At 69.0% G+C, this 26,507-nt stretch carries 25 protein-coding genes and 2 tRNA genes; 18 read left to right on the top strand and 9 right to left on the bottom strand.

Annotation, left to right across the window (positions count from 1 at the left end; translation table 11 throughout):
* The first annotated feature begins 99 nt into the window (after positions 1 to 99).
* On the top strand, positions 100 to 1,107 hold the full coding sequence (locus QJS31_RS17220; protein ID WP_282785578.1) for a 3-isopropylmalate dehydrogenase: 1,008 nt from the start codon (positions 100 to 102) through the stop codon (positions 1,105 to 1,107).
* A gap of 202 nt (positions 1,108 to 1,309) precedes the next feature.
* Here the strand turns inward: QJS31_RS17220 and QJS31_RS17215 are convergent, their stop codons facing one another.
* On the bottom strand, positions 1,310 to 2,503 hold the full coding sequence (locus QJS31_RS17215) for an MFS transporter (protein WP_306357146.1): 1,194 nt from the start codon (positions 2,501 to 2,503) through the stop codon (positions 1,310 to 1,312).
* Between the two features lie 315 nt (positions 2,504 to 2,818).
* Between QJS31_RS17215 and QJS31_RS17210 the strand changes: the two genes are divergently transcribed.
* The 4 genes from QJS31_RS17210 (at position 2,819) to QJS31_RS17195 (ending at position 5,412) form a co-directional block, all read left to right on the top strand.
* Positions 2,819 to 3,592: a fumarylacetoacetate hydrolase family protein gene (locus QJS31_RS17210; protein ID WP_029930121.1), complete on the top strand. Its 774-nt coding sequence runs from the start codon at positions 2,819 to 2,821 to the stop codon at positions 3,590 to 3,592.
* Positions 3,593 to 3,607: 15 nt separating this feature from the next.
* Positions 3,608 to 5,107, top strand: coding sequence for a glutamate--tRNA ligase (gene gltX, locus QJS31_RS17205; protein ID WP_306357145.1), 1,500 nt, complete (start codon positions 3,608 to 3,610; stop codon positions 5,105 to 5,107).
* A 120-nt stretch (positions 5,108 to 5,227) separates the two neighbouring features.
* Positions 5,228 to 5,299 (top strand) — tRNA-Gln (locus tag QJS31_RS17200).
* Between the two features lie 40 nt (positions 5,300 to 5,339).
* Positions 5,340 to 5,412: transfer RNA gene (locus tag QJS31_RS17195), tRNA-Glu, on the top strand.
* A gap of 79 nt (positions 5,413 to 5,491) precedes the next feature.
* Here QJS31_RS17195 and QJS31_RS17190 read toward each other — a convergent pair.
* Positions 5,492 to 5,992: a pyridoxamine 5'-phosphate oxidase family protein gene (locus QJS31_RS17190; protein ID WP_306357144.1), complete on the bottom strand. Its 501-nt coding sequence runs from the start codon at positions 5,990 to 5,992 to the stop codon at positions 5,492 to 5,494.
* Positions 5,993 to 6,132: 140 nt separating this feature from the next.
* Between QJS31_RS17190 and QJS31_RS17185 the strand changes: the two genes are divergently transcribed.
* Entirely contained in the window at positions 6,133 to 6,270 is a 138-nt protein-coding gene (locus QJS31_RS17185) for a hypothetical protein (RefSeq protein ID WP_306357143.1), read from the top strand.
* A gap of 122 nt (positions 6,271 to 6,392) precedes the next feature.
* Here the strand turns inward: QJS31_RS17185 and QJS31_RS17180 are convergent, their stop codons facing one another.
* On the bottom strand, positions 6,393 to 7,094 hold the full coding sequence (locus QJS31_RS17180) for an IclR family transcriptional regulator (RefSeq protein ID WP_029930118.1): 702 nt from the start codon (positions 7,092 to 7,094) through the stop codon (positions 6,393 to 6,395).
* Between the two features lie 120 nt (positions 7,095 to 7,214).
* Between QJS31_RS17180 and leuC the strand changes: the two genes are divergently transcribed.
* The 3 genes from leuC to QJS31_RS17165 all read left to right on the top strand — a co-directional run bounded on the left by leuC (position 7,215) and on the right by QJS31_RS17165 (position 10,116).
* On the top strand, positions 7,215 to 8,639 hold the full coding sequence (gene leuC, locus QJS31_RS17175) for a 3-isopropylmalate dehydratase large subunit (RefSeq protein ID WP_282786165.1): 1,425 nt from the start codon (positions 7,215 to 7,217) through the stop codon (positions 8,637 to 8,639).
* A 45-nt stretch (positions 8,640 to 8,684) separates the two neighbouring features.
* The gene (leuD, locus tag QJS31_RS17170; protein WP_029930116.1) at positions 8,685 to 9,293 is read left to right on the top strand and encodes a 3-isopropylmalate dehydratase small subunit; all 609 of its coding nucleotides are present in this window, start codon (positions 8,685 to 8,687) and stop codon (positions 9,291 to 9,293) included.
* Positions 9,294 to 9,450: 157 nt separating this feature from the next.
* Positions 9,451 to 10,116 (top strand): HU family DNA-binding protein, encoded by a 666-nt coding sequence (locus QJS31_RS17165; protein WP_282786164.1) that lies wholly within the window; start codon positions 9,451 to 9,453, stop codon positions 10,114 to 10,116.
* A 405-nt stretch (positions 10,117 to 10,521) separates the two neighbouring features.
* Here the strand turns inward: QJS31_RS17165 and QJS31_RS17160 are convergent, their stop codons facing one another.
* Genes QJS31_RS17160 through cofC form a run of 3 tightly spaced genes read right to left on the bottom strand, consistent with a single transcriptional unit; the run spans position 10,522 to position 14,649 of the window.
* Positions 10,522 to 11,481: an NUDIX hydrolase gene (locus QJS31_RS17160; RefSeq protein ID WP_282786109.1), complete on the bottom strand. Its 960-nt coding sequence runs from the start codon at positions 11,479 to 11,481 to the stop codon at positions 10,522 to 10,524.
* 17 nt (positions 11,482 to 11,498) lie between these two features.
* Positions 11,499 to 13,685, bottom strand: a complete 2,187-nt coding sequence (locus QJS31_RS17155) for an RNA degradosome polyphosphate kinase (RefSeq protein WP_306357142.1) — start codon at positions 13,683 to 13,685, stop codon at positions 11,499 to 11,501.
* A gap of 52 nt (positions 13,686 to 13,737) precedes the next feature.
* Complete coding sequence (gene cofC, locus QJS31_RS17150) at positions 13,738 to 14,649, bottom strand: 2-phospho-L-lactate guanylyltransferase (RefSeq protein WP_306357141.1); 912 nt, start codon at positions 14,647 to 14,649, stop codon at positions 13,738 to 13,740.
* Between the two features lie 172 nt (positions 14,650 to 14,821).
* Between cofC and QJS31_RS17145 the strand changes: the two genes are divergently transcribed.
* The 3 genes from QJS31_RS17145 to QJS31_RS17135 all read left to right on the top strand — a co-directional run bounded on the left by QJS31_RS17145 (position 14,822) and on the right by QJS31_RS17135 (position 17,382).
* Positions 14,822 to 15,817 carry an NAD(P)H-dependent glycerol-3-phosphate dehydrogenase gene (locus QJS31_RS17145; RefSeq protein WP_306357140.1) on the top strand — a complete coding sequence of 332 codons (996 nt, stop codon included), beginning with the start codon at positions 14,822 to 14,824 and terminating at the stop codon, positions 15,815 to 15,817.
* A gap of 81 nt (positions 15,818 to 15,898) precedes the next feature.
* Positions 15,899 to 16,999: a D-alanine--D-alanine ligase family protein gene (locus QJS31_RS17140; protein ID WP_306357139.1), complete on the top strand. Its 1,101-nt coding sequence runs from the start codon at positions 15,899 to 15,901 to the stop codon at positions 16,997 to 16,999.
* Positions 17,000 to 17,094: 95 nt separating this feature from the next.
* A complete protein-coding gene (locus QJS31_RS17135) occupies positions 17,095 to 17,382 on the top strand; it encodes a DUF6191 domain-containing protein (protein WP_081592640.1) in 288 nt (95 codons plus the stop codon).
* 6 nt (positions 17,383 to 17,388) lie between these two features.
* Here QJS31_RS17135 and QJS31_RS17130 read toward each other — a convergent pair whose 3' ends face one another.
* Entirely contained in the window at positions 17,389 to 17,994 is a 606-nt protein-coding gene (locus tag QJS31_RS17130; protein ID WP_282784283.1) for a DUF3515 domain-containing protein, read from the bottom strand.
* 204 nt (positions 17,995 to 18,198) lie between these two features.
* Here QJS31_RS17130 and QJS31_RS17125 point away from each other — a divergent pair, with 204 nt between their 5' ends.
* Genes QJS31_RS17125 through QJS31_RS17115 form a run of 3 tightly spaced genes read left to right on the top strand, consistent with a single transcriptional unit; the run spans position 18,199 to position 20,161 of the window.
* Complete coding sequence (locus QJS31_RS17125) at positions 18,199 to 19,143, top strand: thiamine-phosphate kinase (protein WP_306357205.1); 945 nt, start codon at positions 18,199 to 18,201, stop codon at positions 19,141 to 19,143.
* A gap of 39 nt (positions 19,144 to 19,182) precedes the next feature.
* On the top strand, positions 19,183 to 19,860 hold the full coding sequence (locus QJS31_RS17120; protein ID WP_282784284.1) for a uracil-DNA glycosylase: 678 nt from the start codon (positions 19,183 to 19,185) through the stop codon (positions 19,858 to 19,860).
* 40 nt (positions 19,861 to 19,900) lie between these two features.
* Complete coding sequence (locus QJS31_RS17115) at positions 19,901 to 20,161, top strand: hypothetical protein (RefSeq protein ID WP_282784285.1); 261 nt, start codon at positions 19,901 to 19,903, stop codon at positions 20,159 to 20,161.
* Positions 20,162 to 20,197: 36 nt separating this feature from the next.
* On the opposite strand, the gene QJS31_RS17110 is transcribed toward QJS31_RS17115, so the two are convergent.
* Positions 20,198 to 20,707, bottom strand: a complete 510-nt coding sequence (locus QJS31_RS17110) for an N-acetyltransferase (protein ID WP_282784286.1) — start codon at positions 20,705 to 20,707, stop codon at positions 20,198 to 20,200.
* Between the two features lie 115 nt (positions 20,708 to 20,822).
* Positions 20,823 to 21,014 carry a 50S ribosomal protein L28 gene (gene rpmB, locus QJS31_RS17105; RefSeq protein ID WP_011210730.1) on the bottom strand — a complete coding sequence of 64 codons (192 nt, stop codon included), beginning with the start codon at positions 21,012 to 21,014 and terminating at the stop codon, positions 20,823 to 20,825.
* Positions 21,015 to 21,327: 313 nt separating this feature from the next.
* Between rpmB and QJS31_RS17100 the strand changes: the two genes are divergently transcribed.
* Genes QJS31_RS17100 through QJS31_RS17090 form a run of 3 tightly spaced genes read left to right on the top strand, consistent with a single transcriptional unit; the run spans position 21,328 to position 26,420 of the window.
* Complete coding sequence (locus QJS31_RS17100) at positions 21,328 to 23,211, top strand: DAK2 domain-containing protein (protein WP_282784299.1); 1,884 nt, start codon at positions 21,328 to 21,330, stop codon at positions 23,209 to 23,211.
* Positions 23,212 to 25,476 carry an ATP-dependent DNA helicase RecG gene (recG, locus tag QJS31_RS17095; RefSeq protein ID WP_282784301.1) on the top strand — a complete coding sequence of 755 codons (2,265 nt, stop codon included), beginning with the start codon at positions 23,212 to 23,214 and terminating at the stop codon, positions 25,474 to 25,476.
* Between the two features lie 29 nt (positions 25,477 to 25,505).
* Positions 25,506 to 26,420, top strand: a complete 915-nt coding sequence (locus QJS31_RS17090; protein ID WP_282784302.1) for a DMT family transporter — start codon at positions 25,506 to 25,508, stop codon at positions 26,418 to 26,420.
* The last annotated feature ends 87 nt before the right edge of the window (positions 26,421 to 26,507 follow it).

Genomic DNA, 26,507 nt, shown 5'->3' with positions numbered 1-26,507 from the left:
GAGCGAGCGGGTACCCGCTATCGTGGCCCGTGGATCACTCCGCCCGTCGATGCGGCGGAGCGCAACTCACGGGCGTCATATCCGAACGGAGCAAAGTTCATGAAACTCGCTGTCATCCCGGGCGACGGTATCGGTCCCGAGGTCATCGCCGAGGCCCTCAAGGTGCTCGACGTGGTGGTGCCCGGTGTCGAGAAGACCGAATACGACCTGGGAGCCAAGCGGTTCCATGCGACCGGCGAGATCCTGCCGGACTCCGTGCTGCCCGAGTTGAAGCAGCACGACGCTATTCTGCTCGGTGCGATCGGTGACCCGTCGGTGCCCAGCGGCGTGCTCGAGCGCGGACTGCTGCTGCGCACCCGGTTCGAACTCGATCACCACGTGAACCTGCGCCCGTCCAAGCTCTACCCCGGCGTCACCTCGCCGCTGTCGGCCAACCCGGAGATCGACTTCGTCGTCGTGCGGGAGGGCACTGAGGGCCCGTACACCGGTACCGGCGGCGCGATCCGGGTGAACACCCCGCACGAGGTGGCCACCGAGGTCTCCACCAACACCCGCTTCGGCATCGAGCGCGTGGTGCGCTACGCCTTCGAGAAGGCCAAGCAGCGCCGCCAGCATCTCACCCTGGTGCACAAGAACAATGTGCTCACCTACGCCGGTTCGCTGTGGCAGCGCACCGTGAACGAGGTCGCCGTCGAGTACCCCGATATCGAACTGGCCTACCAGCACATCGATGCCGCGACCATCCACATGGTCACCGATCCGGGCCGCTTCGACGTGATCGTCACCGACAACCTGTTCGGCGACATCATCACCGACCTGGCCGCCGCCGTCTCCGGCGGTATCGGCCTGGCCGCCTCCGGCAATATCGACGCCTCCGGCGCCAACCCGTCCATGTTCGAGCCGGTGCACGGCAGCGCCCCCGATATCGCGGGCCGGTCCAAGGCCGACCCCACCGCCGCCATCCTCTCGGTCTCCCTGCTGCTCGCCCACCTCGGCGACGCCGAGGCCGCCGCCCGTATCGAGGCCGCCGTCGCCAAGGACCTCGCCGCCCGCACCGGCGCGGCGTCTACCGTCGAGGTCGGCGACCGCATCGCCGCCTCGGTGTGATTCGGCGGGCCTGAGCTCTCGCGCCGCGGCGGCCGCCGATCGCGGCAACCCTTCGTGTTGTGGCTTCAACCTCGAAAACGCCCGTGCTGGAAGACCTTTCCGGCGCGGGCGTTCGGTTGTCCGAGGGTGATGCGCGCGGGCGGATCACCAGCGTGGATGTGTATGTCACATCAGTCGCTTCCGTGTATCGGTGTCACGGGAGTCACTGTGTTGCCCCTGGTTTCGGGTCGGCGGGCACCAATGGGACGGCCGCCACGGCGATTACGGCGGCCAGGAGGTAGGCGGCGGGGAAGCCCGCGACGGTGATGAGGGCCCCGAAGGTGGGGGCCAGGGCCGCCGAGGCCAGGTTCTGGCCGGTGTTCTGGATGCCCAAACCGCGTCCGCTCCAATACGGTCCGGCGATTTCGGCGACCGCGGTGAAGGCGAGGCCATTGTCCGAGACGGTGATGACCGAGGCCGCGAACATGATCGGGACCGCCAGCCACCACCATTCCAGCCAGGCCGTGACGCCCAGGGCGGCCATGGAGATCACGGCCGCGACGGCCACCGTGCGCAGCGGTCGCAAGCGGCTGCCGACCCGGTCGGACCAGATGCCCGCGCCGATGCGGCCACCCGCGCCCAGCAGCTGGGTGGCGGTGACCACCGCCCCGGCCACCGGCAGTGACCAGCCGATATCGCGGTGCAGCCACAGCAGTGCGAAGGTCCACAGCGCCGCCTGCGGGATGACCAGCAGCACCGAGACGATATGGATGCGCCACAGGGTGGCGTCACCTCGGTACGGATTGGCCGGTCGGCCGTACGCGCCCGTGGGTTCCGGGCGCGGCGGATCGACGATGCCGAGAAGGCAGCCGATGGCGGCGAGCCCCGCCATCACGGCCGGAACCAGGATGGCGGTCGAGAAGCCGTGCGCCGCAGCGACGGTGGGGATGCTCAGCGCGCCGATGCCCACCCCCAGCGGCTGGGCCGTCTGCCGGATGCCCATGGCCAGGCCGCGGCGCTCGGGCGGGAACCAGCCCACGATCACCCGGCCGCTCGCGCCATTGGTGCTGGCAGCGCCCATGCCGCCCAGGAACAGCAGTGCGCCGAGCGCGGCGTAATCGGTGACCGTGGCCGCTGCCACGCCCGCGACCAGCATCAATGCCGGTCCGGCCACCAGCACCCGGTGTTCGCCGATGCGGTCCACCACGTAGCCCCAGGCGATCAGCGTGCACACCAGGCCCACTGTGGGCATGGACACCAGCAGACCGGCCGTGGCCAGCGACAGTCCGCGCTCGGTCAGGGCGGGCAGCAGGAACGGGGTCCCGTGCACGAAGACCGCGCTGGCGGCCTGTGTGAAGACGCCGAGCGCGAGCATGGACCACCGTTTCGACGTGCCGATCTGGGTCACGGTGGCCATGGCCATCACCTCGCGTCTCAATATGTAGGATATGTGTCTTACTTTGTGGGCATCGTCGCTCACGGTACACCCGTGGCGCAAGTCGATTCCAGTGGCGAGCTGTCTGTTTGCTCACACCGGCGCGGCGGTTCGACGGCCTTGTCGATTTCCGTCGAGTTGCGTTGCGTTACGGTCGTTTTCACATCCGCCGCGACGGGTGTCGGAGAGGGTGGCTCGGCCGCTGCGCGGCCGTCGTGTTCCGGGCGTCCGAGGTTCGTGGCCGCCCTTGGCCGGGCACGTTCGGGCAGGTGGAAGCCGGTCGATAGACTGCGACCCATGCGCCTAGGTCGAGTTGCCAGCCCCGATGGGGTCGCTTTCGTCAGCATCGAAGGAGACGACGGCGACACCGTCGCCCGCGAAATCGCCGAACATCCGTTCGGTACACCGACGTTCACCGGCCGCAGCTGGCCGCTGGCCGACGTGCGGCTGCTCGCGCCCATCCTGCCGAGCAAGGTGATCTGCATCGGCAAGAACTACGCGGCCCACGCCGAGGAGATGGGCGGCCCGGCCCCGGCCGATCCGGTCATCTTCATGAAGCCGAATACCTCGGTGATCGGCCCCAACCTGCCGATCATCCTGCCGCCCAGCTCTTCTCAGGTGGATTACGAGGGTGAATTGGCCATCGTCATCGGCGGTGCCTTCAAGAACGTCCCGGCCGCCAAGGCCCACTCGGCGATTCTGGGCTACACCGTCGCCAATGACGTCACCGCCCGCGACCAGCAGCGTCACGACGGCCAGTGGACCCGGGCCAAGGGTTACGACACCTTCTGCCCGCTGGGGCCGTGGATCGAAACCTCGGTGGACCCATCGGATCTGGAGATCGTCACCGAGCTCGACGGCGAGGTGAAGCAGCGCAGCCGTACTTCGCTACTGCTGCACGACATCCCGAAGCTGATCGAGTGGGTGTCCACCGTGATGACGCTGCTGCCCGGCGATGTCATCCTCACCGGCACGCCGGAGGGCGTGGGGCCGATGCGGGAGGGGCAGAGCGTGTCCGTGACCGTCGAGGGCATCGGCACCCTCACCAATCCCGTTGCCACCAAACGCTGATCGAGAGAAGAGCTGATGTCACACCCCCACTCCCCGCCCGCCGGGTCCGACGTCCGGGTCCGGTTCTGCCCGTCGCCCACCGGCACGCCGCACGTCGGCCTGGTCCGCACCGCCCTGTTCAACTGGGCCTTCGCCCGGCACACCGGCGGCACCTTCGTCTTCCGCATCGAAGACACCGATGCCGCACGTGATTCCGAGGAGAGCTACCAGGCGATTCTCGACGCCCTGCGCTGGCTCGGCCTCACCTGGGACGAGGGACCCGAGGTCGGCGGGCCCTACGGCCCGTATCGGCAGTCGCAGCGGAGGGACATCCACGTGGACGTGGTGCGCCGGTTGCTGGAGGCGGGGGAGGCGTACGAATCCTTCTCCACCCCTGAGGAAGTGGAGGCCCGGCACCGGGCCGCCGGTCGCGACCCGAAACTGGGCTACGACAACTACGACCGCGATCTGACCGCCGAGCAGATCGCCGCCTACAAGGCCGAGGGCCGCCCCGCCGTCATCCGGCTGCGGATGCCCGACCACGACCTCACCTGGACCGATCTGGTGCGCGGGGAGACCACCTTCAAGGCGGGTGTGGTCCCGGACTTCGCGCTCACCCGCGGCACCGGCGATCCGCTCTACACGCTGGTGAACCCGGTCGACGATGCCATGATGCGGATCACCCACGTCTTGCGCGGCGAGGATCTGCTGTCGTCCACGCCGCGGCAGTTGGCGCTGTACGCGGCGCTGCGGCGGATCGGGGTCGCCGAGTTCACCCCGGAGTTCGGCCATCTGCCCTTCGTGATGGGGCAGGGGAACAAGAAGCTGTCGAAGCGTGACCCGGAGTCGAATCTCCTCCATCACCGCGACCGCGGGTTCATTCCGGAGGGTTTGCTGAATTATCTGGCGCTGCTCGGCTGGAGCATCGCCGATGATCATGACGTCTTCTCCATGGCGGAGATGGTGGCGGCGTTCGATATCTCGAAAGTAAATTCGAATCCGGCGCGTTTCGACCAGAAGAAGGCCGATGCGATCAACGCCGAACATATTCGTTTGCTGGAACCGGGTGACTTTGCTCACCGGCTGCGCGCTTACCTGACCGAACACGGTCATATCGGCGCGGAGGTGGACGACAAGCTGTTCGCCATTGCGGCCGATCTCGTGCAGACCCGGATCGTGGTGCTCGGCGATGCGTGGGATCTATTGAAGTTCCTTTTCGTCCCGGCCGACGAGTTCACCGTCGACGAGGCTGCCGCGCAAAAGAATCTCGGCCCCGACGCCGTTCCGGTGCTGGAAGCGGCCGTTTCCGCACTGGACGGAGTTTCCGAGTGGACCGCCGCCCCGATCGAGGAGGCGCTCAAGGGTGCGCTCATCGACGGGCTCGGCCTGAAGCCGCGCAAGGCGTTCGCGCCCGTGCGGGTGGCCGTCACCGGGTCGCACATCAGCCCGCCGCTGTACGAGTCCCTGGAGCTGCTCGGCCGGGAGACCGCCATGGCCCGGTTGCGTGCCGCACTGGTCGCCAGCGGCCCGAAATGACCGGAAACAGGGGGTCTGACCAGCCGATTTGTAGTTGACCGGGTGGCGTTTGGTAATCTCTTTCTCGGCCGGAAGCGAGGTCGAGAGCCCCACAAGGGAGCGACCGAACGCCCAGGTCATTGGGGTATGGTGTAATTGGCAACACAGCTGATTCTGGTTCAGCCATTCTAGGTTCGAGTCCTGGTACCCCAGCGGAGCTTTCCGGAGCTCTCGGTTGCTCGCAACCAATCCTGGTCCCGTCGTCTAGCGGCCTAGGACGCCGCCCTCTCAAGGCGGTAGCGCGGGTTCAAATCCCGTCGGGACTACAAGGAAAGGCCCCCAACCTCGGTTGGGGGCCTTTCACTGTTCTCGCCGGGTTCGCGCGAGGCGTGCCGAACGAGATTCTCAGTCCAAGGCTTTCGCGGTTGAACCGCCCAACGGCATCGCGGGCATGCCGAGTTTGCGGTGATCCCAGCTGCGCACCCGTTCCGGCACCACGCGCACGGCCACGCGCTTGTTCAGCATCTGCTCCACGAACGGCTTCATATCCTCGCTGTAGGGGCCGGTGTAGCGCTCCCACACGCTGACGCCGACCCGGAACAGCGCCTCGGGATCATCGACGATTTCGGCCCGCCCCTCGATGGACACACCGCGTAGCTGGTCATAGGTGTCGCCGGCCTCGACCAGCACGGTGACGCGCGGATCGCGGCGCAGATTGACGGCCTTCTGCGACTTGGCCTTGGTCTCGAACCAGATGTGACCGTCGATCAGGCCGTACCACATGGCGGTGAGGTGCGGCGTGCCCGTGGGGCCGAGCGTGGCCAGGGTGGCGATGCGGCTGCGTTCGAGGAAATCGGTGATCTCCTGGTCGGTCATCACGATCGCGGCGCGTTGATTAACTCCCATGCGGAGACTGTACTTTACGGCGTATGGGCCAGGTCACGCCGCTGACGCGGTGGTGACGGCGGCCGCTGGCGAGGGCGGCTACTATGACGGCATCATTCGCCTGATAGGGAGGTCGACCCATCGCTGAAATCGCGGCGTTCGTGGCCCTGGTGCTGGTCGCCATCGGTGTGATCGCGATCTGCTGGCTCGTGCTGCGCTCGGTGCGCGCGGGCTCGGTGCGGGTCGAACTCGAATCCGACGAGACCGACCGGCCCGGCTCGTCGTCGGGCGAACGATAGCCCGTCTCGGACGGGCCGCCCGGCGGTCGTGTGACCGGTGATCCCGGAGAGGTGATTGTGGGCGCTGTGGCGGCTGTGGGGCCGCCGCGCGCATCGCGGCCCGTCGGGGTCCCGAACGCCCGTCAGAGGCGCTTGTGGAGGGCCTCTGCGGCGGCCACCAGATCGGCGGCCCAGCGCGCCCCCGGGCGGCGGCCCATCCGGTCGATGGGTCCGGATACCGAGACGGCGGCGACCACCGCGCCCGCGGCGTCGCGCACGGGGGCCGACACGCTCGCCACCCCGGCCGCGCGTTCGGCGGCGCTCTGCGCCCAGCCGCGGCGGCGGACCTCGGCCAGCGCGCGCTCGCCGAAGACGGCATCGGCCAGCACGGTGCGCTGCAGGTCGGTGTCCGCCCAGGCGAGCAGCACCTTGGCGGCCGATCCCGCGGTGAGCGGCATGCGCGCCCCGATCGGCACGGTATCGCGCAGTCCGGCGGCCGGTTCCATGGCCGCCACGCAGACGCGGGCGTTGCCGTCGCGGCGGTAGAGCTGCACACTCTCGCCGGTGATCTCGCGCAGGCGCGGCAGGATGGTGGCGGCCGCGTCGAGCAGGGGGTCGCTGGCGGTGGTGGCCAGCTCCGACAGCGCGGGTCCGGGTCGCCACAGGCCCTGGTTGTCGCGGGCCAGCATCCGGTGCACCTCCAGGCCCACGGCCAGCCGGTGCGCGGTGGCGCGGGGCAGGCCGGTGCGGGTGCACAGCTCGTTGAGGCCGCAGGGTTGCTCGGCGACGGCGGCCAGCACCGCCATGGCTTTGTCGAGCACCCCGATACCGCTATGCTGTCTCATAGAACGATATTAGCGTCTCGTATGTTGGGAATTGCAACTCGACTCCCCGACGGCCCGCGAGCCGCTACGACCGCGCCACCAGCCCGGGCGCGGCGATGTCTATCGAAAGGTGATGGAGATATGGCCCACCGGCCACGCACTCTGGCGGAGAAGGTCTGGGAGCAGCACGTCGTCGTCCGCGGCGCGGGCGAGGGCGATCAGCGCGAACCCGACCTCATCTACATCGACCTGCACCTGGTCCACGAGGTGACCAGTCCGCAGGCGTTCGACGGCCTTCGGCAGGCGGGTCGCCCGGTGCGCCGCCCGGATCTCACCATCGCCACCGAGGACCACAACGTCCCGACCATCGACATCGACAAGCCGATCGCCGATCCGGTGTCGCGCACCCAGGTGGAGACGCTGCGCCGCAACTGCGCGGAATTCGGCATCCGGCTGCACCCGATGGGCGATCTGGACCAGGGCATCGTGCACGTGGTCGGCCCGCAGCTGGGACTGACCCAGCCGGGAACGACCGTGGTGTGCGGTGATTCGCACACCTCCACGCACGGCGCGTTCGGCGCGCTGGCCATGGGAATCGGCACCTCCGAGGTGGAACATGTGCTGGCGACCCAGACTCTGTCGTTGCGGCCGTTCAAGACCATGGCCATCAATATCGACGGTGAGCTGCCGCCGGGCGTGACCTCCAAGGACGTGATCCTCGCGGTCATCGCGCAGATCGGCACCGGCGGCGGGCAGGGCTATGTGCTGGAGTACCGCGGCGATGCGGTGCGCTCCATGTCCATGGAGGCCCGGATGACCATGTGCAACATGTCGATCGAGGCCGGTGCCCGGGCGGGTATGGTCGCGCCCGACGAGGTGACTTACGAATTCCTGAAGGGCCGCCCGCACGCCCCGCAGGGTGCGGACTGGGACGCCGCCGTGGCGGCCTGGGAGGCCCTGAAGACCGACGAGGGCGCGGTTTTCGACGCCGAGGTGCATATCGACGCGTCGGCGCTGACGCCTTTCGTCACGTGGGGCACCAATCCGGGGCAGGGCGCGCCGTTGGGCGCCACCGTGCCGGTTCCGGCCGAGATCGCCGACGAGACCGAGCGCGAGGCGGCCGAGAAGGCGCTGCGCTACATGGATCTGACCCCGGGGATGCCGCTGCGCGAGGTCGGTGTCGACACCGTTTTCGTGGGTTCGTGCACCAATGGCCGCATCGAGGATCTGCGCGCGGTCGCGGAAGTTCTGAAGGGCCGCACGGTCGCGGCGGGTGTGCGGATGCTGATCGTCCCGGGCTCCATGCGGGTGCGGGCGCAGGCGGAAAAGGAGGGGCTGGGCGAGATTTTCACCGCCGCCGGCGCGGAATGGCGCCAGGCCGGGTGTTCGATGTGCCTGGGCATGAATCCCGACCAGCTGTCCCCCGGTCAGCGCTGTGCCTCCACCTCGAACCGCAATTTCGAGGGCCGCCAGGGCAAGGGCGGCCGCACGCATCTGGTCTCGCCGCTGGTCGCGGCGGCCACCGCGGTGCGCGGAACCCTGTCCTCACCGGCCGATCTGAACTGATCCGGCTCGATTCGGCCCTTTCTCACCAGACTTCAGGAGTAAACGATGGAAGCGTTCAAGGTTCACAAGGGGATCGGTGTTCCGCTGCGCCGGTCCAACGTCGACACCGACCAGATCATCCCGGCCGTGTATCTGAAGCGCGTCACCCGAACGGGATTCGAGGACGGTCTGTTCGCGGCCTGGCGAACGGATCCGCACTTCATTCTGAACACCGAGCCTTACAAGCGGGGTAGTGTCCTGGTCGCCGGTCCGGATTTCGGTACCGGATCCTCACGAGAGCACGCGGTTTGGGCGCTCATGGACTACGGCTTCCGGGTCGTGATCTCCTCGCGCTTCGCCGACATCTTCCGGGGCAACGCCGGCAAGGGCGGTCTGGTGGCCGCTCGAATGTCACAGAACGATGTCGAATTGCTCTGGAAGTTGCTCGAGGAACAGCCCGGTCTGGAATTGGTGACCGACCTCGAGGCGCGCACGGTGTCGGCGGGAACCGTTGTGTTGCCGTTCGATATTGATGACTACACCAGGTGGCGCCTGCTCGAAGGGCTGGACGACATCGGTCTCACTCTGCGTCGCTGCGACGAGATCGACGCCTACGAAAAGGCAAGGCCAGCTTGGAAACCGACGACGATTCCGGCCCATATTTCGCAGACGTAATCATTGGGAACCGTTAGCTGAACCCTCCCAAACCAGGTTGCTGGGCGTGTGCCACGCCACATGAATTTTGGCGTGGCACATAGACTCTTGCCCAATGAAGGTTTAACGTGGTACCTAGTCGGTCCGACGACGGGCCATTTAGTCTGCGGAGGATTCAATGAACAAGGCGGAACTGATCGATGTTCTGACCGAGAAGTTGGGTACTGACAGGCGCACGGCTACTGCGGCAGTGGAGCAGATGGTCGACACCATCGTGCGCGCTGTGAACAAAGGCCAAAGCGTCACCATCACCGGATTCGGTGTCTTCGAACAGCGTAAGCGGGCCGCTCGCGTCGCCCGTAACCCGCGCACCGGCGAAACCGTCAAGGTGAAGCCGACTTCGGTCCCCGCGTTCCGTCCGGGCGCGCAGTTCAAGGCGATCATCGCGGGTAAGCAGAAGATCGCGGCGAGCGGCCCGGCCGTGAAACGCGGTGTGGCCGCCCCGGTGTCGGGCAAGGCGGCGGGCGCCAAGAAGACGACCGCCAAGAAGACGGCCAAGAAGGCCGCCGCGAAGAAGACCACCGCCACCAAGGCCCCGGCCAAGACCACGGCGAAGAAGGCCGCGTCGAAGGCCCCGGCCAAGAAGGCGGCGGCCAAGAAGACCGTGGCCAAGAAGACCACGGCCAAGAAGACGGCCGCGAAGAAGGCCCCGGTCGCCAAGAAGACGGCGGCAAAGAAGACCACTGCCAAGGCAACTGCGGCGAAGAAGACCACGGCCAAGAAGACGGCCGCGAAGAAGGCGCCCGCGAAGAAGACCGCCGCCAAGCGCACCGCCCGTCGCTGACGGGGGTAGCGTCCAGCGGAGGCACTGCGCTACGCAGTGGGACGACATATGCGAAACGGCCCGGCCATCGGCCCGGGCCGTTTCGCATGTCAGGGCCCGGATTCGCCTGCCGGGACGGGGAATCGGGCCGGTCGGGGGCAGATCGCCCCGTCAGGGGCCGGATCGGCCTGTCGGAGCGGGGTTTTGGACCGGTACGCCGCCTGCGCGGTGAAATGCGCTAGCGCTGATGCGAAATGGGCCTGTGACGGTGCGAAATGGTGCCGGTGTGCCGGAATGGAACGGCTGTGACGGCGGAAATGATCTCAGTTGGAATGGTCGGATGACCGTATAAATGGAGACCGTATCTCCGCCCGACGAATACGCCGCTGACGGCGCTGCATCCGCCAGCGGCACACCGAATTTGGTCTAGTGTCCGATATTGATGGTGAGGGCGCGGTCGAGGTGGTCGGCGGCCACCAGGCGACCCCGGCGCAGTGACAACACCCATACGCTGCCCTTGCGATTGCGGGCAGGCGGCAAACCCACGCCGTCGCGGGCCGCCCAGCGGTCGAGCAGATCCGGAATCACCTTGCCCTGGCTGCAGATGACCGGAACGGTGTCCTCGGAAACCAGTTCCACGGCCCGCCGCAGCGCCGCATCGGGCGCCTGCGCGTACCCGGCCTCGGAGAACAACGGCTCCCGGACGATATCGACGCCCAGTTTCTCGGCCAGCGGGGCCACGGTCTGCACGCAGCGCAGCGGTGGGGCCGAGTGGATTTCGTCGGCGCCGAAGGCGAGCAGATTCGGCACCAGCGCCGCGGCCTGGGCGCGCCCCGCCTTCTCGAGCGGCCGCTCGTCGTCCGGGCCGGAGAAGCGCTCCTTGCGCCCGGCCTTGGCGTGCCGCACCACCAGCAGGGTGGCGGTATCGGCCGGTAACCGCAGGAAGCTGCGCACGACGGTGCGATCCATCGGATAGGACAGCTGATCCATCAGCCCGTCGATGTGCTGCCACTGCAGCTCGTCCACCTCGGAATTGGCCGAGAACGCCCCCTCGACCACCTCGGCCGCCCAGTAGTACACCCGCTTGAGCTTGCGATGCCCCGGGATCGGATAGGTCACATGCCCCAGATAGCGGCCCAGCCGGCACTGTAGGCCGGTCTCCTCCGCCACCTCGCGCACGGCGGTGACCATCGGCGTCTCACCGGGATCCAGCTTGCCCTTGGGCAGCGACCAGTCGTTGTACTTGGGCCGGTGCACGACGGCGATCTCCAGCCCGCCCGAGCGATCGTGACGCCACAGCACGGCGCCGGCGGCGAGGATATTGGGTGTCACGCGGGGATCATTGATCCCGTTGCCGTTCTCAGCGGTCGCGGTGCCCTCGGTCATATCGGTGCGCGCGCCGCTCACCGGCGATCCGGACGACGCAGCCGCATCAGGTGCTCCTGGTGGTCGCGCACCTGCTCACCCGCCACCGAGGTATCCGGCCGTGCCAGCCAACTGCTGTCGGATTGCAGCACCCAGCAGCGGGTGTCGGGATGCAGCGCGGAATCGAAGACCTCGCCCAGCTGCTTGGCCAGGCGCGGATCCTTCACCTGCGCCATGACCTCCACACGCCGGTCCAGATTGCGGTGCATCATATCGGCGCTGCCGATCCAGTACTCGTCCTGCGCCTGGAAGTGCAGCACCCGGGAGTGCTCCAGGTACCGGCCGAGAATCGAACGCACCTCGATGTTCTCGCTCATCCCGGGCACGCCGGGGCGCAGGCCGCAGATGCCGCGCACCACGATCTGCACCGGCACCCCCGCCTGGGAGGCGCGATAGAGGGCGTCGATCACCTGTTCGTCGACGATGGCGTTGGCCTTCAGCCGGATTCGCGCCTGCTCACCCTGCTCGGCGAGTTCGATCTCGCGTTCGATGCGCTCGATGATCCCGGCGCGCACCCCGATCGGGGCCACCAGCAGATCGCGGTAGTTGGCCTTGCGCGAGTAACCGGTCAGCGAATTGAACAGATCGGTGAGGTCCGCACCGATCTCCGGTGCGGCCGTGAGCAATCCGACGTCCTCGTAGAGGCGCGCGGTCTTGGGGTTGTAGTTGCCGGTGCCGATATGGCAGTAGCGGCGGATGGTCGCGCCTTCTCGACGCACCACCAGGCAGGTCTTGCAGTGCGTCTTGAGGCCGATGAGGCCGTAGACCACGTGCACACCCGCCTGCTCCAAGGCGCGGGCCCACTTGATGTTGGCCTGCTCGTCGAAGCGGGCCTTGATCTCCACCAGCGCCACCACCTGCTTACCGGCCTCGGCGGCGTCGATGAGGGCGTTGACGATGGGGGAGTCGCCGGAGGTGCGGTACAGGGTCTGCTTGATGGCCAGCACCTGCGGATCGGCGGCGGCCTGCTCGATGAAGCGCTGCACGCTGGTGGAGAAGGAGTCGTAGGGGTGGTGCACGAGTACATCGCCCTCGCGCAGAGCGGCGAAAACGTTTCGCGGAGTTTCCCGTTCACCGAAGGCCGGGGGCGTGGCGGGCACGTAGGGCGCGTCCTTGAGGTGCGGGCGATCCACCCCGTACACCTGCCACAGGCAGGACAGGTCGAGCAGGCCGGGCACCTGGATGACATCGCCGGGATCGACGTCGAGCTCGCGCAGCAGCAGATCGAGCATGTGCTCGGTCATATCGTCGGAGACCTCCAGCCGCACCGGGGATCCGAAGCGGCGGCGGGCGAGTTCGCGTTCCAGGGCCTGCAGCAGGTCCTCGTCGCGGTCCTCGTCCACCTCGAAATCGGCATTGCGGGTGATGCGGAACGAATGGTGTTCCACCACTTCCATTCCCGGGAACAGCAGCGGCAGATGCGCCGCGATCAGCTCCTCCATGGGCAGGAAGGCCGCCATGGCGGATCCGCTGGGGGAGTTGGCGTCCCGCGCCGGGTTGGAGCGGCGCACCCGCACGAAGCGGTCCACATTGTCGGGCACCTTCACCCGGGCGAAGTGCTCGCCGCCGGTCTCCGAATCCTTCACCGTCACGGCCAGATTGAGACTGAGGCCGGAGATGTAGGGGAAGGGGTGGGCCGGATCCACCGCCAGCGGGGTGAGGACGGGGAAGACCTGGTCGGTGAAGTAGCCGGAGAGGCGTTGACGCTCGGCGTCGTCGAGGTCGGCCCAGCCGATGATGGCGATGCCCTCCTCGATCAGGGAGGACAGCACCGAATCGAGGAAGACGCGGGCGTGCCGGTCGGCGAGTTCCTGGGCGCGGGCGGCGATCAGGTCGAGCTGTTCGGTGGGGGACAGGCCGTCGGCGGAGCGGACCGAGAGACCGGTCTCGGCGCGGCGCTTCAGCCCGGCCACGCGAACCATGTAGAACTCGTCGAGATTCGACGCGAAGATGGCGAGGAATTTGGCGCGCTCGAGCAGGGGCTGCGAGTGGTCCTCGGCCAAGGCCAGCACGCGGGCGTTGAAATCGAGCCAGCTCAGTTCCCGGTTGAGATAGCGATCCTGCGGCAACTTCGACTGGGTGGGCGGTGGGGTCGCCGCGGGCGGGGCCGCGGGTAGCTGCGGCGGTTGCTTGACGGTGTCCGTATCGCTCACACTCACGATCATTCCCTATCTGCCGAGGGGCTCGCCTGTCCGACACCGCCCATTGCAGCGCAGATCACGCCGGTCGTCGCACCGGCGGACCCGTGCGGTCCACTGAATGTTTGCCATCTCGCCGTCGCGACACACCGAGTTCACTCAGCAGGGCGCGGGTGTTCACGCCCACGCCGAGTGCCATCGCCCGGCCCAGATCGTCGGCGGTGTCCACGTCCTGCCGCAACCCGGGCCAGTCACCGAGCAACTCCACCGCACCGGCGGCGATGTGGCGGCGGGCCGAATCGGCGCCGAAAAGTGGGGTGAGCGGAGTGGATCCGTCGCGCACGAGCAGGGCGACGGTGCCGGTCCCGGTGTGGTCGGCCACCACCGCGCGGCGGCATTGCCCGGCGGCGGCCAGCGCCCCCGACAGTTCGGTGGGCCGCAGCGCGGGCAGATCCGCTTGCAGGGCGAGCAATTCCACCGGTCCGTGCCTGCGGCGCACCGCGTCCGCGGCGGCGGACAGGGCCGCGTTCAGCCCGCCGCGCGGGGGGACGGGGTCGAACTCGGCCGTGTGGAGCGCGCGCCCCGGTACCCCGCCGACGCGCGGGCGCGCGGCGCTGACGTCGGTCTCCTCGCCGCGCAGGTATGTCATCGGGTCGTGCGGCTGAGCGCGGTAGCCGGTCGGGGCCGCCATGGCATCGAGCGGCTCGGCGGCGGCGCGTGGCGCCGCGTCCGGCAGCCGCCCGGTATCCGGATCGAGGGGTTCGGGATGGACGTGTGCCCCCAGTCCGCGCACCAGGTCGGCGACCCGCGGATCGGGCGTGACGACCGTGACCGAGCCGATCTCCGGCGTCGCGGTGGCCGCGTCCACGGTGTCGGCGAGCATGGCCAGCACCAGGCGGGGCCGGTCGCGTGGATGCAGCCGGTCGGCGAGTCGGCTCTTGGCGAGCTCGAGACTCTTCACCGCGATGACGGCGTGCACGGACGAGCGCATGCCCGAATCCTCCCACTCGATGGTTACCCGGCGCGCGGCGGTGGCAGTAAACGCCGCGTGAACGCCCGTCCGCGACCACCGCTCTGGAATGCCAAGCGGTCGAGCACGCGGGAATGTTCCCGGGTGTGGCGGTGTGGCCCGGCCGGGCGCGGCGGGTGCATATATTGGTCTGATGACGAGGGCAGCGGTGCTGGGAGCGGGGTCGTGGGGGACCGCGTTCGCGAAGGTGTTGGCGGAGGCGGGAACCGAGGTCACCATGTGGGCTCGGCGGCCGGAGGTGGCGAAGGCGATCGCCGGTGAGCATCGCAACCCCTGGTATCTGCCCGAGGTGGAGCTGCCGCCCATCGCCGCCACCGACGACCACCGAATCGCGCTGGACGGCGCGGACATCGTGGTGCTGGCGGTGCCGTCGCAGTCGCTGCGGGCCAATCTCGCGGCGTGGAAGGCCGATATCCCGGCCGACGCCACGCTGCTGAGCCTGGCCAAGGGCATCGAGACCGGCACGCTGCTGCGTATGAGCCAGGTGATCGCCGAGGTGAGCGGCGCCGACCCGAGCCGGGTGGCGGTGCTGTCCGGCCCGAACCTGGCCAAGGAGATCGCCGCCCTCCAACCCGCCGCCACCGTGGTCGCGTGCAGCGACGCCGCGCGCGCCGAGGCGGTGCAGCGGGCCTGCGCCACCGGCTACTTCCGGCCCTACACCAATACCGATGTGGTGGGCTGCGAGATCGGCGGTGCGTGCAAGAACGTCATCGCCCTGGCCTGCGGTATCGCCTCCGGCATGGGGTTGGGTGACAACTCGATCGCCAGCCTGATCACCCGCGGGCTCGCCGAGATCATCCGGCTCGGTGTCGCCCTCGGCGCGGAACCGGTGACCCTCGCCGGTCTGGCCGGAGTCGGCGACCTGGTCGCCACCTGCACCTCCCCGCTGTCACGCAACCGCTCCTTCGGTCATGTGCTCGGCTCCGGCGGCACCATGGAGACCGCCCAGGAGGCCACCCACGGCCAGGTCGCCGAGGGCGTGAAGTCCTGCACCTCGGTCCGCGCGCTGGCGGAGCGGACCGGCGTGGAAATGCCGCTCACCGATGCCGTGCACCGCGTCTGCCACGAAGGCCTGTCGGCCGCCGAGGCGGTGGGGCAGCTGCTGGGGCGGCGGCTCAAGTCGGAGTGACGCCGCTGCCGTCCGGTTCGAGAGCGGGGCGAGTCACCCGTGTAACCGAAGCGTCATCGGTGACCGGGTACGGTTCCGGGCATGACCAACAGGATCCGGGTGGCGGTGGTATTCGGCGGGCGGAGCAATGAGCACGGCGTCTCGTGCGTATCGGCCCGCACCGTGCTGGGCAGCCTCGATCCCGAACGGTACGAGCCGGTTCCGATCGGGATCACGCGCGAGGGCACCTGGGTGCTGGGCGGCCGGGATCCGCGGGAGCTGAGCGGCAAGGCTCGGGAGCTGGCCGTCGAGGCGTCCCCGGGGACCGCGCTGACGCTGGCCGTCGATCCCAGCCGGTCCGGACATCTGATGCCGGTCGGCGGGGGCGAGGTGCTGGGGAGCGTGGATGTGGTGTTCCCCGTACTGCACGGCGCCTGGGGCGAGGACGGCACGCTGCAGGGGCTGCTGGAACTGGCCGGGGTCCCGTACGTGGGTCCGGGCGTACTGGCCAGCGCGGCCGGTATGGACAAGGAGTTCACCAAGAAACTCCTTGCCGCCGAAGGACTTCCCATCGGCACCCAGGTGGTGCTGCGACCAGGTGCGCCCACCCTGAGCGAGGCCGACCAGCGGCGGCTCGGCCTGCCGGTCTTCGTCAAGCCCGCACGCGGCGGCTCCTCCATCGGCATCACCAAGGTGGTCTCCTGGGACGATCTCGACGCCGCCATCGCCACCGCCCGCGAACACGATCCGAAGGTGATCGTGGAGGCGGCGATCGTGGGGCGTGAAGTCGAGTGCGGCGTACTGGAATTCCCGGACGGCCGGGTGGAGGCCAGTGTGGTGGCGGAGATCCGGATGCCGGAGAGCGACCCCGCCGCCGATGGTCCGGGGTTCTACGACTTCGACACCAAGTACATCGACGACGTCTGCGAGTTCGATGTTCCGGCCAAACTCGACGACGATGTGGCGGCGCAGGTCCGCGACATGGCGGTCGAGGCGTTCCGGGCGCTGGACTGCCAGGGTCTGGCCCGCGTCGACTTCTTCGTCACCGCAGACGGTCCGGTCATCAACGAGATCAACACCATGCCCGGGTTCACCGCCATCTCCATGTATCCGCGCATGTGGGAGGCCACCGGCATCGACAATTCGACACTGGTGAGCACGCTCATCGAGACCGCGCTGGCGCGCGGCACCGGGCTGCGCTGACGGTCCGCGCGGCGCGGTGCCGCTTCGGTTCGGCGCGATTCGTCCCCTGAATCGCGCCGGGCCACACGGGTATCGTCGACATGGTGATCGTCGCGATGACCCTTCCCGGCTTGGCCCTGCTGCTCATCGCGGTGGCCTTCGCCGATGTGGCCTACCGCAGGACCACCGGACGCACCGCGCTGCCGTGGATGCGCGGTGATGAGCAGCGCACCGCGAGCGCGATCGGCTTCGAACAGCTCGACACCGTGTTCTCCTCCGGCAAACGCGTCGAATTCGAACAGCGGCAGTCGGTGCTCATGCACCGCGAGAATCCCGGCGACGGCGCTCCCGGGGGCTTCGACATCGACCTCCGCTCCGGGACCGCCCGCCTCGCCAAGTCCTGAGCGGGTCTAGTTCGGCAGCTCGCCCGGGTCGAGCGGCTGTGCCGGGATCGTTGCGGTGATCGCGTTCGAGATCTCCTGCAACGGAGTCGGGCCCGCGCTGTCGGGCATGGTGATCGCGATATACGTGCCCCGGTCGACCGCGATCCACGTCCCCGAGGTCACCCCGCTGGTCTCGTCGCGCACCGCGAACCAGTTCACCCCGTTGACCACCTGCAACGGCGACGCCCGATGGAACTCCAGCGGCCGATCCAGCCCGCAGCGCAGCACGATCGGCTCCCCGCCCTCGGGCAGTTGCCACGCCTTGGTGGCGGGCGGCGCGGGCTCGACCAGTTCCGAGGTGGTGTAGTCGCCGAGTTCGCCGGGCAATGCGGGCAGCAGCGCGGTGCACGCCGGTCCGTCGGAACCGGGCGCGGGCACCGATCCGAGCGCGAGCGGTTCGCGCGTTACGTTCTGCCGCGCCACCACGGCCATCAGGATCACACCCACCAGCAACGCGAGAGGCAGCGCGACGGCCGTGGCGATGAGAGCGGGCGACCGTCCCGTGTCGGTCGATTCGGCTGGCTGCGCGGTGGACGTGGGTTCCGTCTCGTTCCCGTGCGTGTCCTTGCTCATCCGGTCCGACATCCTCGATCTGCTCGGCCGGGCGGTGGCGTCCGGCTGGTGGTCTGCGAGTGCAGGGACGAGGGTACCGTCGGTGGGTCCACCGTTCGCAGCGCACTCGGCCGTAAGGAGACCGCCATCACCGGCAGGAGCAATCGAGATGTCGGCGGGCCTGCCGGGCCTGGAAGTGGAGCGGAGCGCGCCACACCGGTGACGGTGGCCGAGTTCGGGGAGTTCGCATTGATCGCGGCGGTGAACGCCGGGCGGGAGCAGGCTCCGGGTGTGCTGCTGGGGCCGGGTGACGATGCCGCCGTGGTGGCCGCACCGACCGGCAGGTTCGTGGTGACCACCGACATGCTGGTGCAGGATCGGCACTTCCGTTTGGACTGGTCGAGCGCATACGAGATCGGGCGCAAGGCCATCGCCCAGAATGCCGCCGACGTGGTGGCCATGGGTGCGGCACCGAGCGGGTTCGTGGTGGCGCTGGGCTGTCCGGGTGACACCCGGGTGGATTTCGTGCGTGCACTCGCCGACGGCATGTGGGCGGAGGTCGCACGTTCCGGCGGCTCCATCGCCGGGGGCGATATGGTCCGCAGCGCCCAACTGGTGATCTCGGTGACCGCCTTCGGCGATCCGCACCGTGCCCCGATCCTGCGGTCGACCGCCCGCCCCGGCGATGTGGTGGCGGTGGCCGGGCGGCTGGGCTGGTCGGCGGCGGGGCTGGCGGTGCTGAGCGCCGGCATCGATCCGGAACCGTTCGCGAATATTGTTGCCGCCCATCGCGTTCCGCATCCCCCCTACGGTGCGGTACTGGAGCTGCCCGCTGCCGCGCCGGTCTCGGCGCTGACCGACGTCTCCGACGGTCTGCTCGCCGATCTCGGGCATATCGCCCAATCTTCCAGTGTCGCCATCGATCTCGATGCCGCCGCGCTGCGCGATCCGGCCCTCGATGCGGTGTCCACCGCCCTGGACACCGATCCGCTCGACTGGATCCTCACCGGCGGCGAGGATCACGCCTTCGCGGCCACCTTCCGCGATCCCGAGGGGATTCCCGCAGGTTGGAGCGTGATCGGTCGCGTCGGCGCGGGTGCGGGCGTGACCGTCGACGGCACGTCTCGGCCCGGACCCGCCGGGTGGGAGTCGTTCGCTTCGGGTGGGTGAGGTTTCGCCGTGAATTCGCGCGCCGTATGTTATCCGGACATGGGTGCCAAACCACTGTCGGAGGTCATCGATTCGGGCTGGGCCGAGGCCCTCGAACCGGTCGCCGACCGCATCGCCGCCATGGGCGAATTCCTGCGGGCCGAACTCGCCGCCGGGCGCGGCTATCTGCCCAAGGGCGAGAACGTGCTACGAGCCTTCCAGCGTCCGTTCGACAAGGTGCGGGTGCTGATCGTCGGGCAGGATCCCTATCCCACGCCCGGCCATCCCATGGGCCTGAGTTTCTCGGTGGCCCCGGATGTTTCGCCGGTGCCGCGCAGCCTCGCCAATATCTTCTCCGAGTACTCCAAGGACCTCGGCCACCCGACGCCGTCCTGCGGTGATCTGTCGCCATGGTCGGACCAGGGCGTGCTCATGCTGAACCGCGTGCTCACCGTGACGCCGGGACAGCCCGCCTCGCATCGCGGCAAGGGCTGGGAGGCGGTGACCGAACAGGCGATTCGCGCGCTGGTGGCCCGGGACCAGCCGCTGGTGGCGATTCTGTGGGGCCGCGATGCCGCCACGCTCAAGCCCATGCTGGGGTCCACGCCGTACATCGAATCCGCCCACCCCTCACCGCTGTCCGCTTCGCGCGGTTTCTTCGGATCTCGTCCGTTCTCCCGTACGAACGAATTGCTCGGTACCCTAGGGGCCGCCCCGGTGGACTGGCGTCTGCCGTGAGGGGTGTACAACCCGCCAGAGCCTATTCAGGAGCAAATGCATGCAGAGAAAGACCGCCCGCGGTGTCGTCGCCGCCCTCGCCGTGGGTGCCGCGTTCGCAGCCGTCCCCGCCGCCCAGGCCGCGCCGCTGACGCTGGAGCCCTACACCGCCCCGGCCGCCACGCCGTCGGAGGCCACTCCGGTCGGCAGCCTCTTCGACACCAACAGCGCCTCGTCGCTGTCGTCCGGAACGACCTCGACGCTCGCGTGCTTCGTGCAGTCGATCAGCCAGCAGGTGCAGTGCATCGGCGGCGCGCAGTAGCCGTCGGCGCGTCATCGAGGATTGCGTAGTCGAGGACTAGGAATGGTGCGGTAACGCTGCGGCGTGCCGCACCATTCGCACTTCCAGGGCCGGACTGAAGGCTTCCACGCGGCGTCCGCCGTCGAGCGCGAAGCCGTATGTGCGGTAGAACGCCCGGGCGCGCGGATTCTCCTCGAACACCCACAGCGAGGTGTCGACATCGGGGACCAGGACAGCGCGCATCAGATCGTGGGCCACCCCGGTGCCGTGCCAGGCGGCGCGCACGTACATGGCATTGATCTCGTGCGGGGTGGGCGCGGCATCGTCGAGGGACGGGCCACCGCTGCCGAAGCCGATAACGGCATCGGCAGCCACGGCCACCACGGTGCGGCCCGGATAGCGCAGGCGTTGCTTCTCCAGCTGTTCGGCGCGCCGGTCGACGTCGAAGGCGTCGAGCACCTGCGCGGGAACCAGATTCGCGTACGCCTCACGCCAACAGGCGATATGGCATTCGGCCAGGCTGTGGACGTGCTCGGCCCCCAGTGGGAGCACCTGCCAGCGCTTCACTTCCGCCCCCTTCGTGTGCGCGACCCCACCCTACCGACGACAACGCCCCGGATCACCCTGTGACGGGTTCCGGGGCGTGGACGCGGTGGTGCTGAAAGGCGGTGGTGCTGAAAAATCAGCCGCGGACGACCTTGCCGGCCTTCAGGCAGGAGGTGCACACGTTCATGCGGCGGGTGTTGCCGGGGGCAACCTGCGCGCGCACGGTCTGGATGTTCGGGTTCCAGCGACGGTTGGTGCGCCGGTGCGAGTGCGAAACCGACTTACCGAAGCCGGGGCCCTTGGCGCAGACGTCGCAGACGGCAGCCATAGTCGCGAGCTCCTTCATGTCATGTGGGGACGCGCCGCCCAGGGCGACGTGTCCGAAAACTTAATGTCGTGGACGTGCCAGCCAGCAGGTGGCTGGCGAACGCGGGCCGATACCTGAGAGGGCAGGACCGGTGCCCCGCGTGAGGCAACCCTGCAAGAGTAACCACCCGGCGACGGCGATGTCCAATTGCCCCCCGGATCGTCCGTTACAGCGGGGGCACCGGGTCATCGGGCGACGGCGAGTTGTCGGGGCGGGCGACTAGGCTGGCGGCCGGGGGTTTCGCAGGCGACGGCGTGGTGGAAGGACGGTGACGGTGCCCGGGGAAGGGGACGTGTTCGACGGTGCCGCGCTCACGCGCTGGGGGCAGCGCTGCCTCGAAGGACTCGAACGGCATCGCGACGAGATCAATGCGCTGAATGTCTTCCCGGTGGCCGACGCCGATACCGGGAACAATCTGCTGACCACCATGCGGGCGGCGGTGCGCGCGGCGGAGGCGGAGACCGAACAGGAGCGGCCGACGGCCGACGGCGCCGGGCCGAGCGCCCACGCGGTCGCCGTCGTCATGGCGCGGGCGGCGACGGTCGGGGCGCGGGGGAATTCCGGCATCATTCTTTCCCAGGTGCTGCGCGGTATGGCCGAGGGCGTGACCGCGGGGGCACTCACGGCCGGATCGCTGCGGCATGCGCTGCGCCGCGCCGCCGTGCTGGTGCGCGAGGCATTGAGCTCTCCGGTCGAGGGCACGATGCTGACCATCCTCGACCGCGCCGCCGAACACGCCGCCGACTGTGCCGATGATGCGCTGCCCGCGGTGGCACTGGCCGCGGCGGACGGCGCTGCCAAGGCGCTCGGCGAGACCCCCACCCTGCTGGGCGTATTACGCGAAGCGGGCGTGGTGGACGCGGGCGCGCGGGGGTTGCTGGTGCTGCTGGACGAACTCGTCGCGGCCACCGGTGGGCGTATGCCGGTCCGTCCGGCGTACGTCCGCCGCACACCGGATCGGAGCGGGTCGGGCGCGGCGGCCCGGAGACCCGGCGTCGTGGAGGCGAAACCCGCCGTCCGCCCTGCGGCCGATCGCTCCGGCGCGTTCGAGCGGACCGATCGTCGGGCGGCGATATCCGGCACGGTCGACTGGGTCGCCGACGCGACGGGAGGCTCCGGTTGCGCCCCACGCGTCGGAGGTGACGAGACGGGTGGGCGCCCCGGCCGCGCCGAGGATGGCGGTGTCATCGCGCGCAACCGTGAGTCGACCAGCGGGTCCGCCGGACGCGGCGGTGCCGACGTGCCCGTCGCGGCCGTGCCCGCGCCGCAGTACGAGGTCATGTACCTGCTGACGCGGACCGACGAGCGGCGGGCGGGGCGGTTACGGGAAGTGCTTGCCGGATTGGGGGATTCGGTGGTCGTGGTGGGGGATGGGGCCGGGGCATGGTCGGCGCACGTGCACTGTGCCGATGCGGGGGCGGCGGTGGAGGCCGGACTGGCGGCGGGGGCGCTGAGCCGGATCCGGATCGAGACGCTGGCGGTGTCGGCGCATGCGTCGGCGGGGCCAGCGGATCGCGGCATCCTGGCCGTGACTTCGGGTTCGGGTGCGGTGCGGCTGTTCGAGGACGCGGGGGCGACGGTATTGGAGGGGGAGGTCACCGCGGAGGAGCTGCTGGCCGCGATTCGGGCGCTCCCGCATCGTGAGGTGCTGGTGCTGCCGAACGGCGCGCTGCCCGCGCACGAACTGGTCGCGGTGAGTGTGGCCGCCCGCGACGGCAATCGCGATGTGCTCATGCTGCCGTGTGCGTCCACCGTGCAGGGGCTGGCGGCGCTGGCCATGCACGATGCGGGCCGCTCCGCCGCCGACGACGTGTTCGCCATGTCCGAGGCGGCCGCCGTAACCCGCTGGGGCGCACTGCGGGTGGCCGCCGAACGGGCCCTGACCATCGTCGGCACCTGCGAAGCCGGGGACGGGCTCGGGCTCGTCGGCCACGATGTGGTGGTGATCGATCCGGATGTGCGCTCCGCCGCGCGCACCCTGCTGGACCGCATGCTCGGTCTCGGTGGGGAATTGGTCACCATCCTGCTCGGCGCGCAGGCGCCCGCCGGGCTGGCGGAAGAATTGACCGAACACATCACGGCCGGATTCCCGGGCGTGGAGGTGGTGGTGTACCCCGGCGGTCAAGCCGGGGATCTGGTGCAGATCGGGGTGGAATAGATGGCGACACTGGCCGACCGGCTCGACCACGTGCTGGGCGTGAAAGCCGCCGAGCCGTTGGCGGACGCGTTCGATATGCACACCGTCGAGGATCTGTTGCGCCACTACCCGCTGCGCTACGCCACCCAGGGCCAGCCGCTCACCGAGGAGGCGCCGGAGGAGGGCGCGCACATCACCGTGATGGGCCGCGTCACCAAAACCGAACTGCGGCCGATGAAGAACCGCCGCGGCAGTCTGCTCAAGGTGGCGCTCGACGTGGGCGGCGCGCGCCCGGTGGACATCACCTTCTTCAATGGCGACAAGGTGAGGTACCTGGTCAAGGACGGCGTCAAGGCCATGATGTCGGGCACCGTGCACTGGTGGCGGCCCGACCGCTGGAACCTCTCCCATCCCGACTACCTCATCCTGCCCGACAAGGGCGACGGCACCGTGGAGAGCCTGACCTCGGTGCGCGGCGGCGGTGCGCTGCGCGGTCTGGCGCAGACCGCCAAAGGTAAAGGGGGCATGGATGTCTCGTTCTTCGAACGCGAGTTCATCCCGGTCTACCCCGCCACCGCCAAGGTGCAGAGCTGGGACCTGCTGCGCTGTATCCGCCAGGTGCTCGACCAGCTGGACCCGATCGACGACCCGCTGCCGGAGGAACTGCGCACCGAGCACGCCCTGATCGCGGTGTCGGACGCGCTGCGCCTCATTCATCTGCCCGAGCACAAGTCCGATATCGAACAGGCGAGGGGCCGTTTGCGTTTCGACGAGGCGCTGGCACTGCAACTCGTGCTGGCACAGCGCCGCCACGATGTCGAGGGCCGTACCGCCCGCGCCTGCCCGCCCCGCACCGACGGTATCGCCGCCGCCTTCGGCAAGCAGCTGCCCTTCGAGCTGACCGAGGGGCAGCGCGCCGTCATCGGGGAGATCTCCGACGACCTGTCGCGCACCCACCCCATGCACCGGCTGCTCCAGGGCGAGGTCGGCTCGGGCAAGACCATCGTGGCCCTGGAAGCCATGCTCCAGGTGGTGGACAACGGCCGCCAGTGCGCCATGCTGGCGCCGACCGAAGTGCTTGCCGCCCAGCATTATCGGTCGCTGCGGAAGATGCTCGGCGAACTCGGCGCCGCCGGTGAACTGGGTGCGGCCGACCAGGCCACCAAGATCGTGCTGGTGACCGGCTCCATGTCCACCAAGGAGAAGAAGGCGGCCCTGCTCGACGCCATGACCGGTGAGGCCGGCATCGTGATCGGCACGCACGCGCTCATCCAGGACACTGTGGAGTTCCACGATCTGGGCATGGTGGTGGTCGACGAACAGCACCGCTTCGGCGTCGAGCAGCGGGATGCGCTGCGCGCCAAGGCCAAGGACGGTGTGAGTCCGCATCTGCTGGTCATGACCGCCACCCCGATCCCGCGCACCATCGCCATGACCACCCTCGGCGACCTGGAGACCTCCACCCTCACCCAGCTGCCGCGCGGCCGCTCGCCCATCACCACCAAAGTCGTTCCCGCCAAGGTGAAACCGTCCTGGGTGGATCGCGCGTGGGAGCGCATCCACGAGGAGGTGCGGGCGGGCCGCCAGGCGTACGTGGTGTGTTCGCGCATCGGCGGCGACGAGGAGGAGAACGGCAAGAAGAAGAGTAAGGCCGCGGCCGAGAAGGAGGGGCTGACCACGCACGCGGTGGTGGACGTCTACGACATGCTCCGCGGTGGCCCCCTCGCGGATCTGCGTGTCGGCCTGCTGCACGGTCGCCTGCCCGCCGATGAGAAGGACAGCGTCATGCGGGCCTTCAACGACGCGCAGATCGACGTGCTGGTGTGCACGACGGTCGTCGAGGTCGGCGTGGACGTCCCGAACGCCACCATCATGGCCATTGTCGACGCCGACCGCTTCGGGGTGAGCCAGCTGCATCAGCTGCGCGGGCGCGTCGGGCGCGGCCAGCACGCCGGTCTGTGTCTGCTCATCACCGAGACCAATCCGGTCGGCTCGGCCATGGCCCGGTTGGAGGCGGTCGCCGCCACCACCGACGGTTTCGAACTGGCCGTACTGGATCTGCGGCAGCGGCGGGAGGGTGATGTGCTCGGTTCGGCGCAGTCCGGCACGGCGCGTTCACTGCGGCTGCTGTCGCTGCTGGACGATCTCGAAGTCATCACCGCCGCACAGCAATTGGCGCGTGAGGTGGTCGAATCGGATCCGGGGTTGACCCGACATCCGGGGTTGGCGGGCATGATGCATGCCGCCGTGGACGCCGAGCGGCTGGAGTATCTGGCCAAATCCTGAGGCCGCGCGCGGGGAGTGGAGGAGACAGCGTGGTAGCCATCGACGTCGATCGGACGTGGAAGTCACCGGAGCGCCGGCCGTTCCGGCAGCGGGTGGCCTGGCAGGGGTTGGGCGGGGTGCCGCCCACCGCCCTGGTGCTGGCCGGGATCGTGAGCGTGCAGATCGGCGCGGCCTTCGCCAAGCAGCTGTTCGCCTCCACCGGTCCCGCGGGCGCGGTCAGCCTGCGGCTGGGATTCGCCGGAATCGTGCTGCTGGTGCTGTGGCGTTCGGCGCTGCGGATCGAGCGCCGCGCGATTCCGGTGGTACTGGCGTACGGTGGCGTGCTCGCCCTGATGAATCTGTGCTTCTACGAGGCCATCGACAGGATTCCGCTCGGTATGGCGGTGACGCTGGAGTTCCTCGGCCCGCTGGCCATCGCGCTGGCCGGATCGCGGCGGTGGATCGATCCGGTGTGGGCGCTGCTCGCCGGTGGCGGCGTCTTCCTGCTCACTCGTTCCGACGGTGCGGTGGTGTGGTCGGGGGTGCTGCTGGCGCTGGCGGCGGGAGTGTGCTGGGCGGGCTACATCCTGCTGTCGGCCACACTCGGCGAACGCACCAGCGGCGGTGGCGGTTTGGCGCTCGCCATGGCCTTCGGCGGCATTGTGATGGCACCGGTCGGCATTCTGGACGCGGGGGCGGCGCTGTTGCAGCCCGCCGTGCTCGCGGCGGGGTTCGCGGTGGCAATGCTGTCGTCGGTGGTGCCCTATTCGGTGGAGTTGGAGGCGCTGCGCAAGATTCCGGCGCGGGTGTTCGGGGTGCTCATGAGCCTCGAGCCCGCGGTGGCGGCGCTGGCGGGTCTGCTGGTGTTGGGGCAGGTGCTGAATGTCGGGCAGTGGGCGGGCGTGGTCTGTGTGGTGGCCGCCTCGGCGGGGGCTACGCGAACGGCTGCCGAACCCGAGGTCTGAGTGTTGGCTCCCGGTGCGCCCGGGAGCGGTGCGGCTCGCATCGATCAGACGGTATTGGTTCCATCAATATTGGTCTGACCACTTGAC

Source organism: Nocardia sp. CC213A (assembly GCF_030766805.1).
GTDB lineage: Bacteria > Actinomycetota > Actinomycetes > Mycobacteriales > Mycobacteriaceae > Nocardia > Nocardia otitidiscaviarum.
The sequence above is the reverse complement of the archived record's forward strand: the minus strand, read 5'-3'. Positions and strand labels throughout refer to the sequence as shown.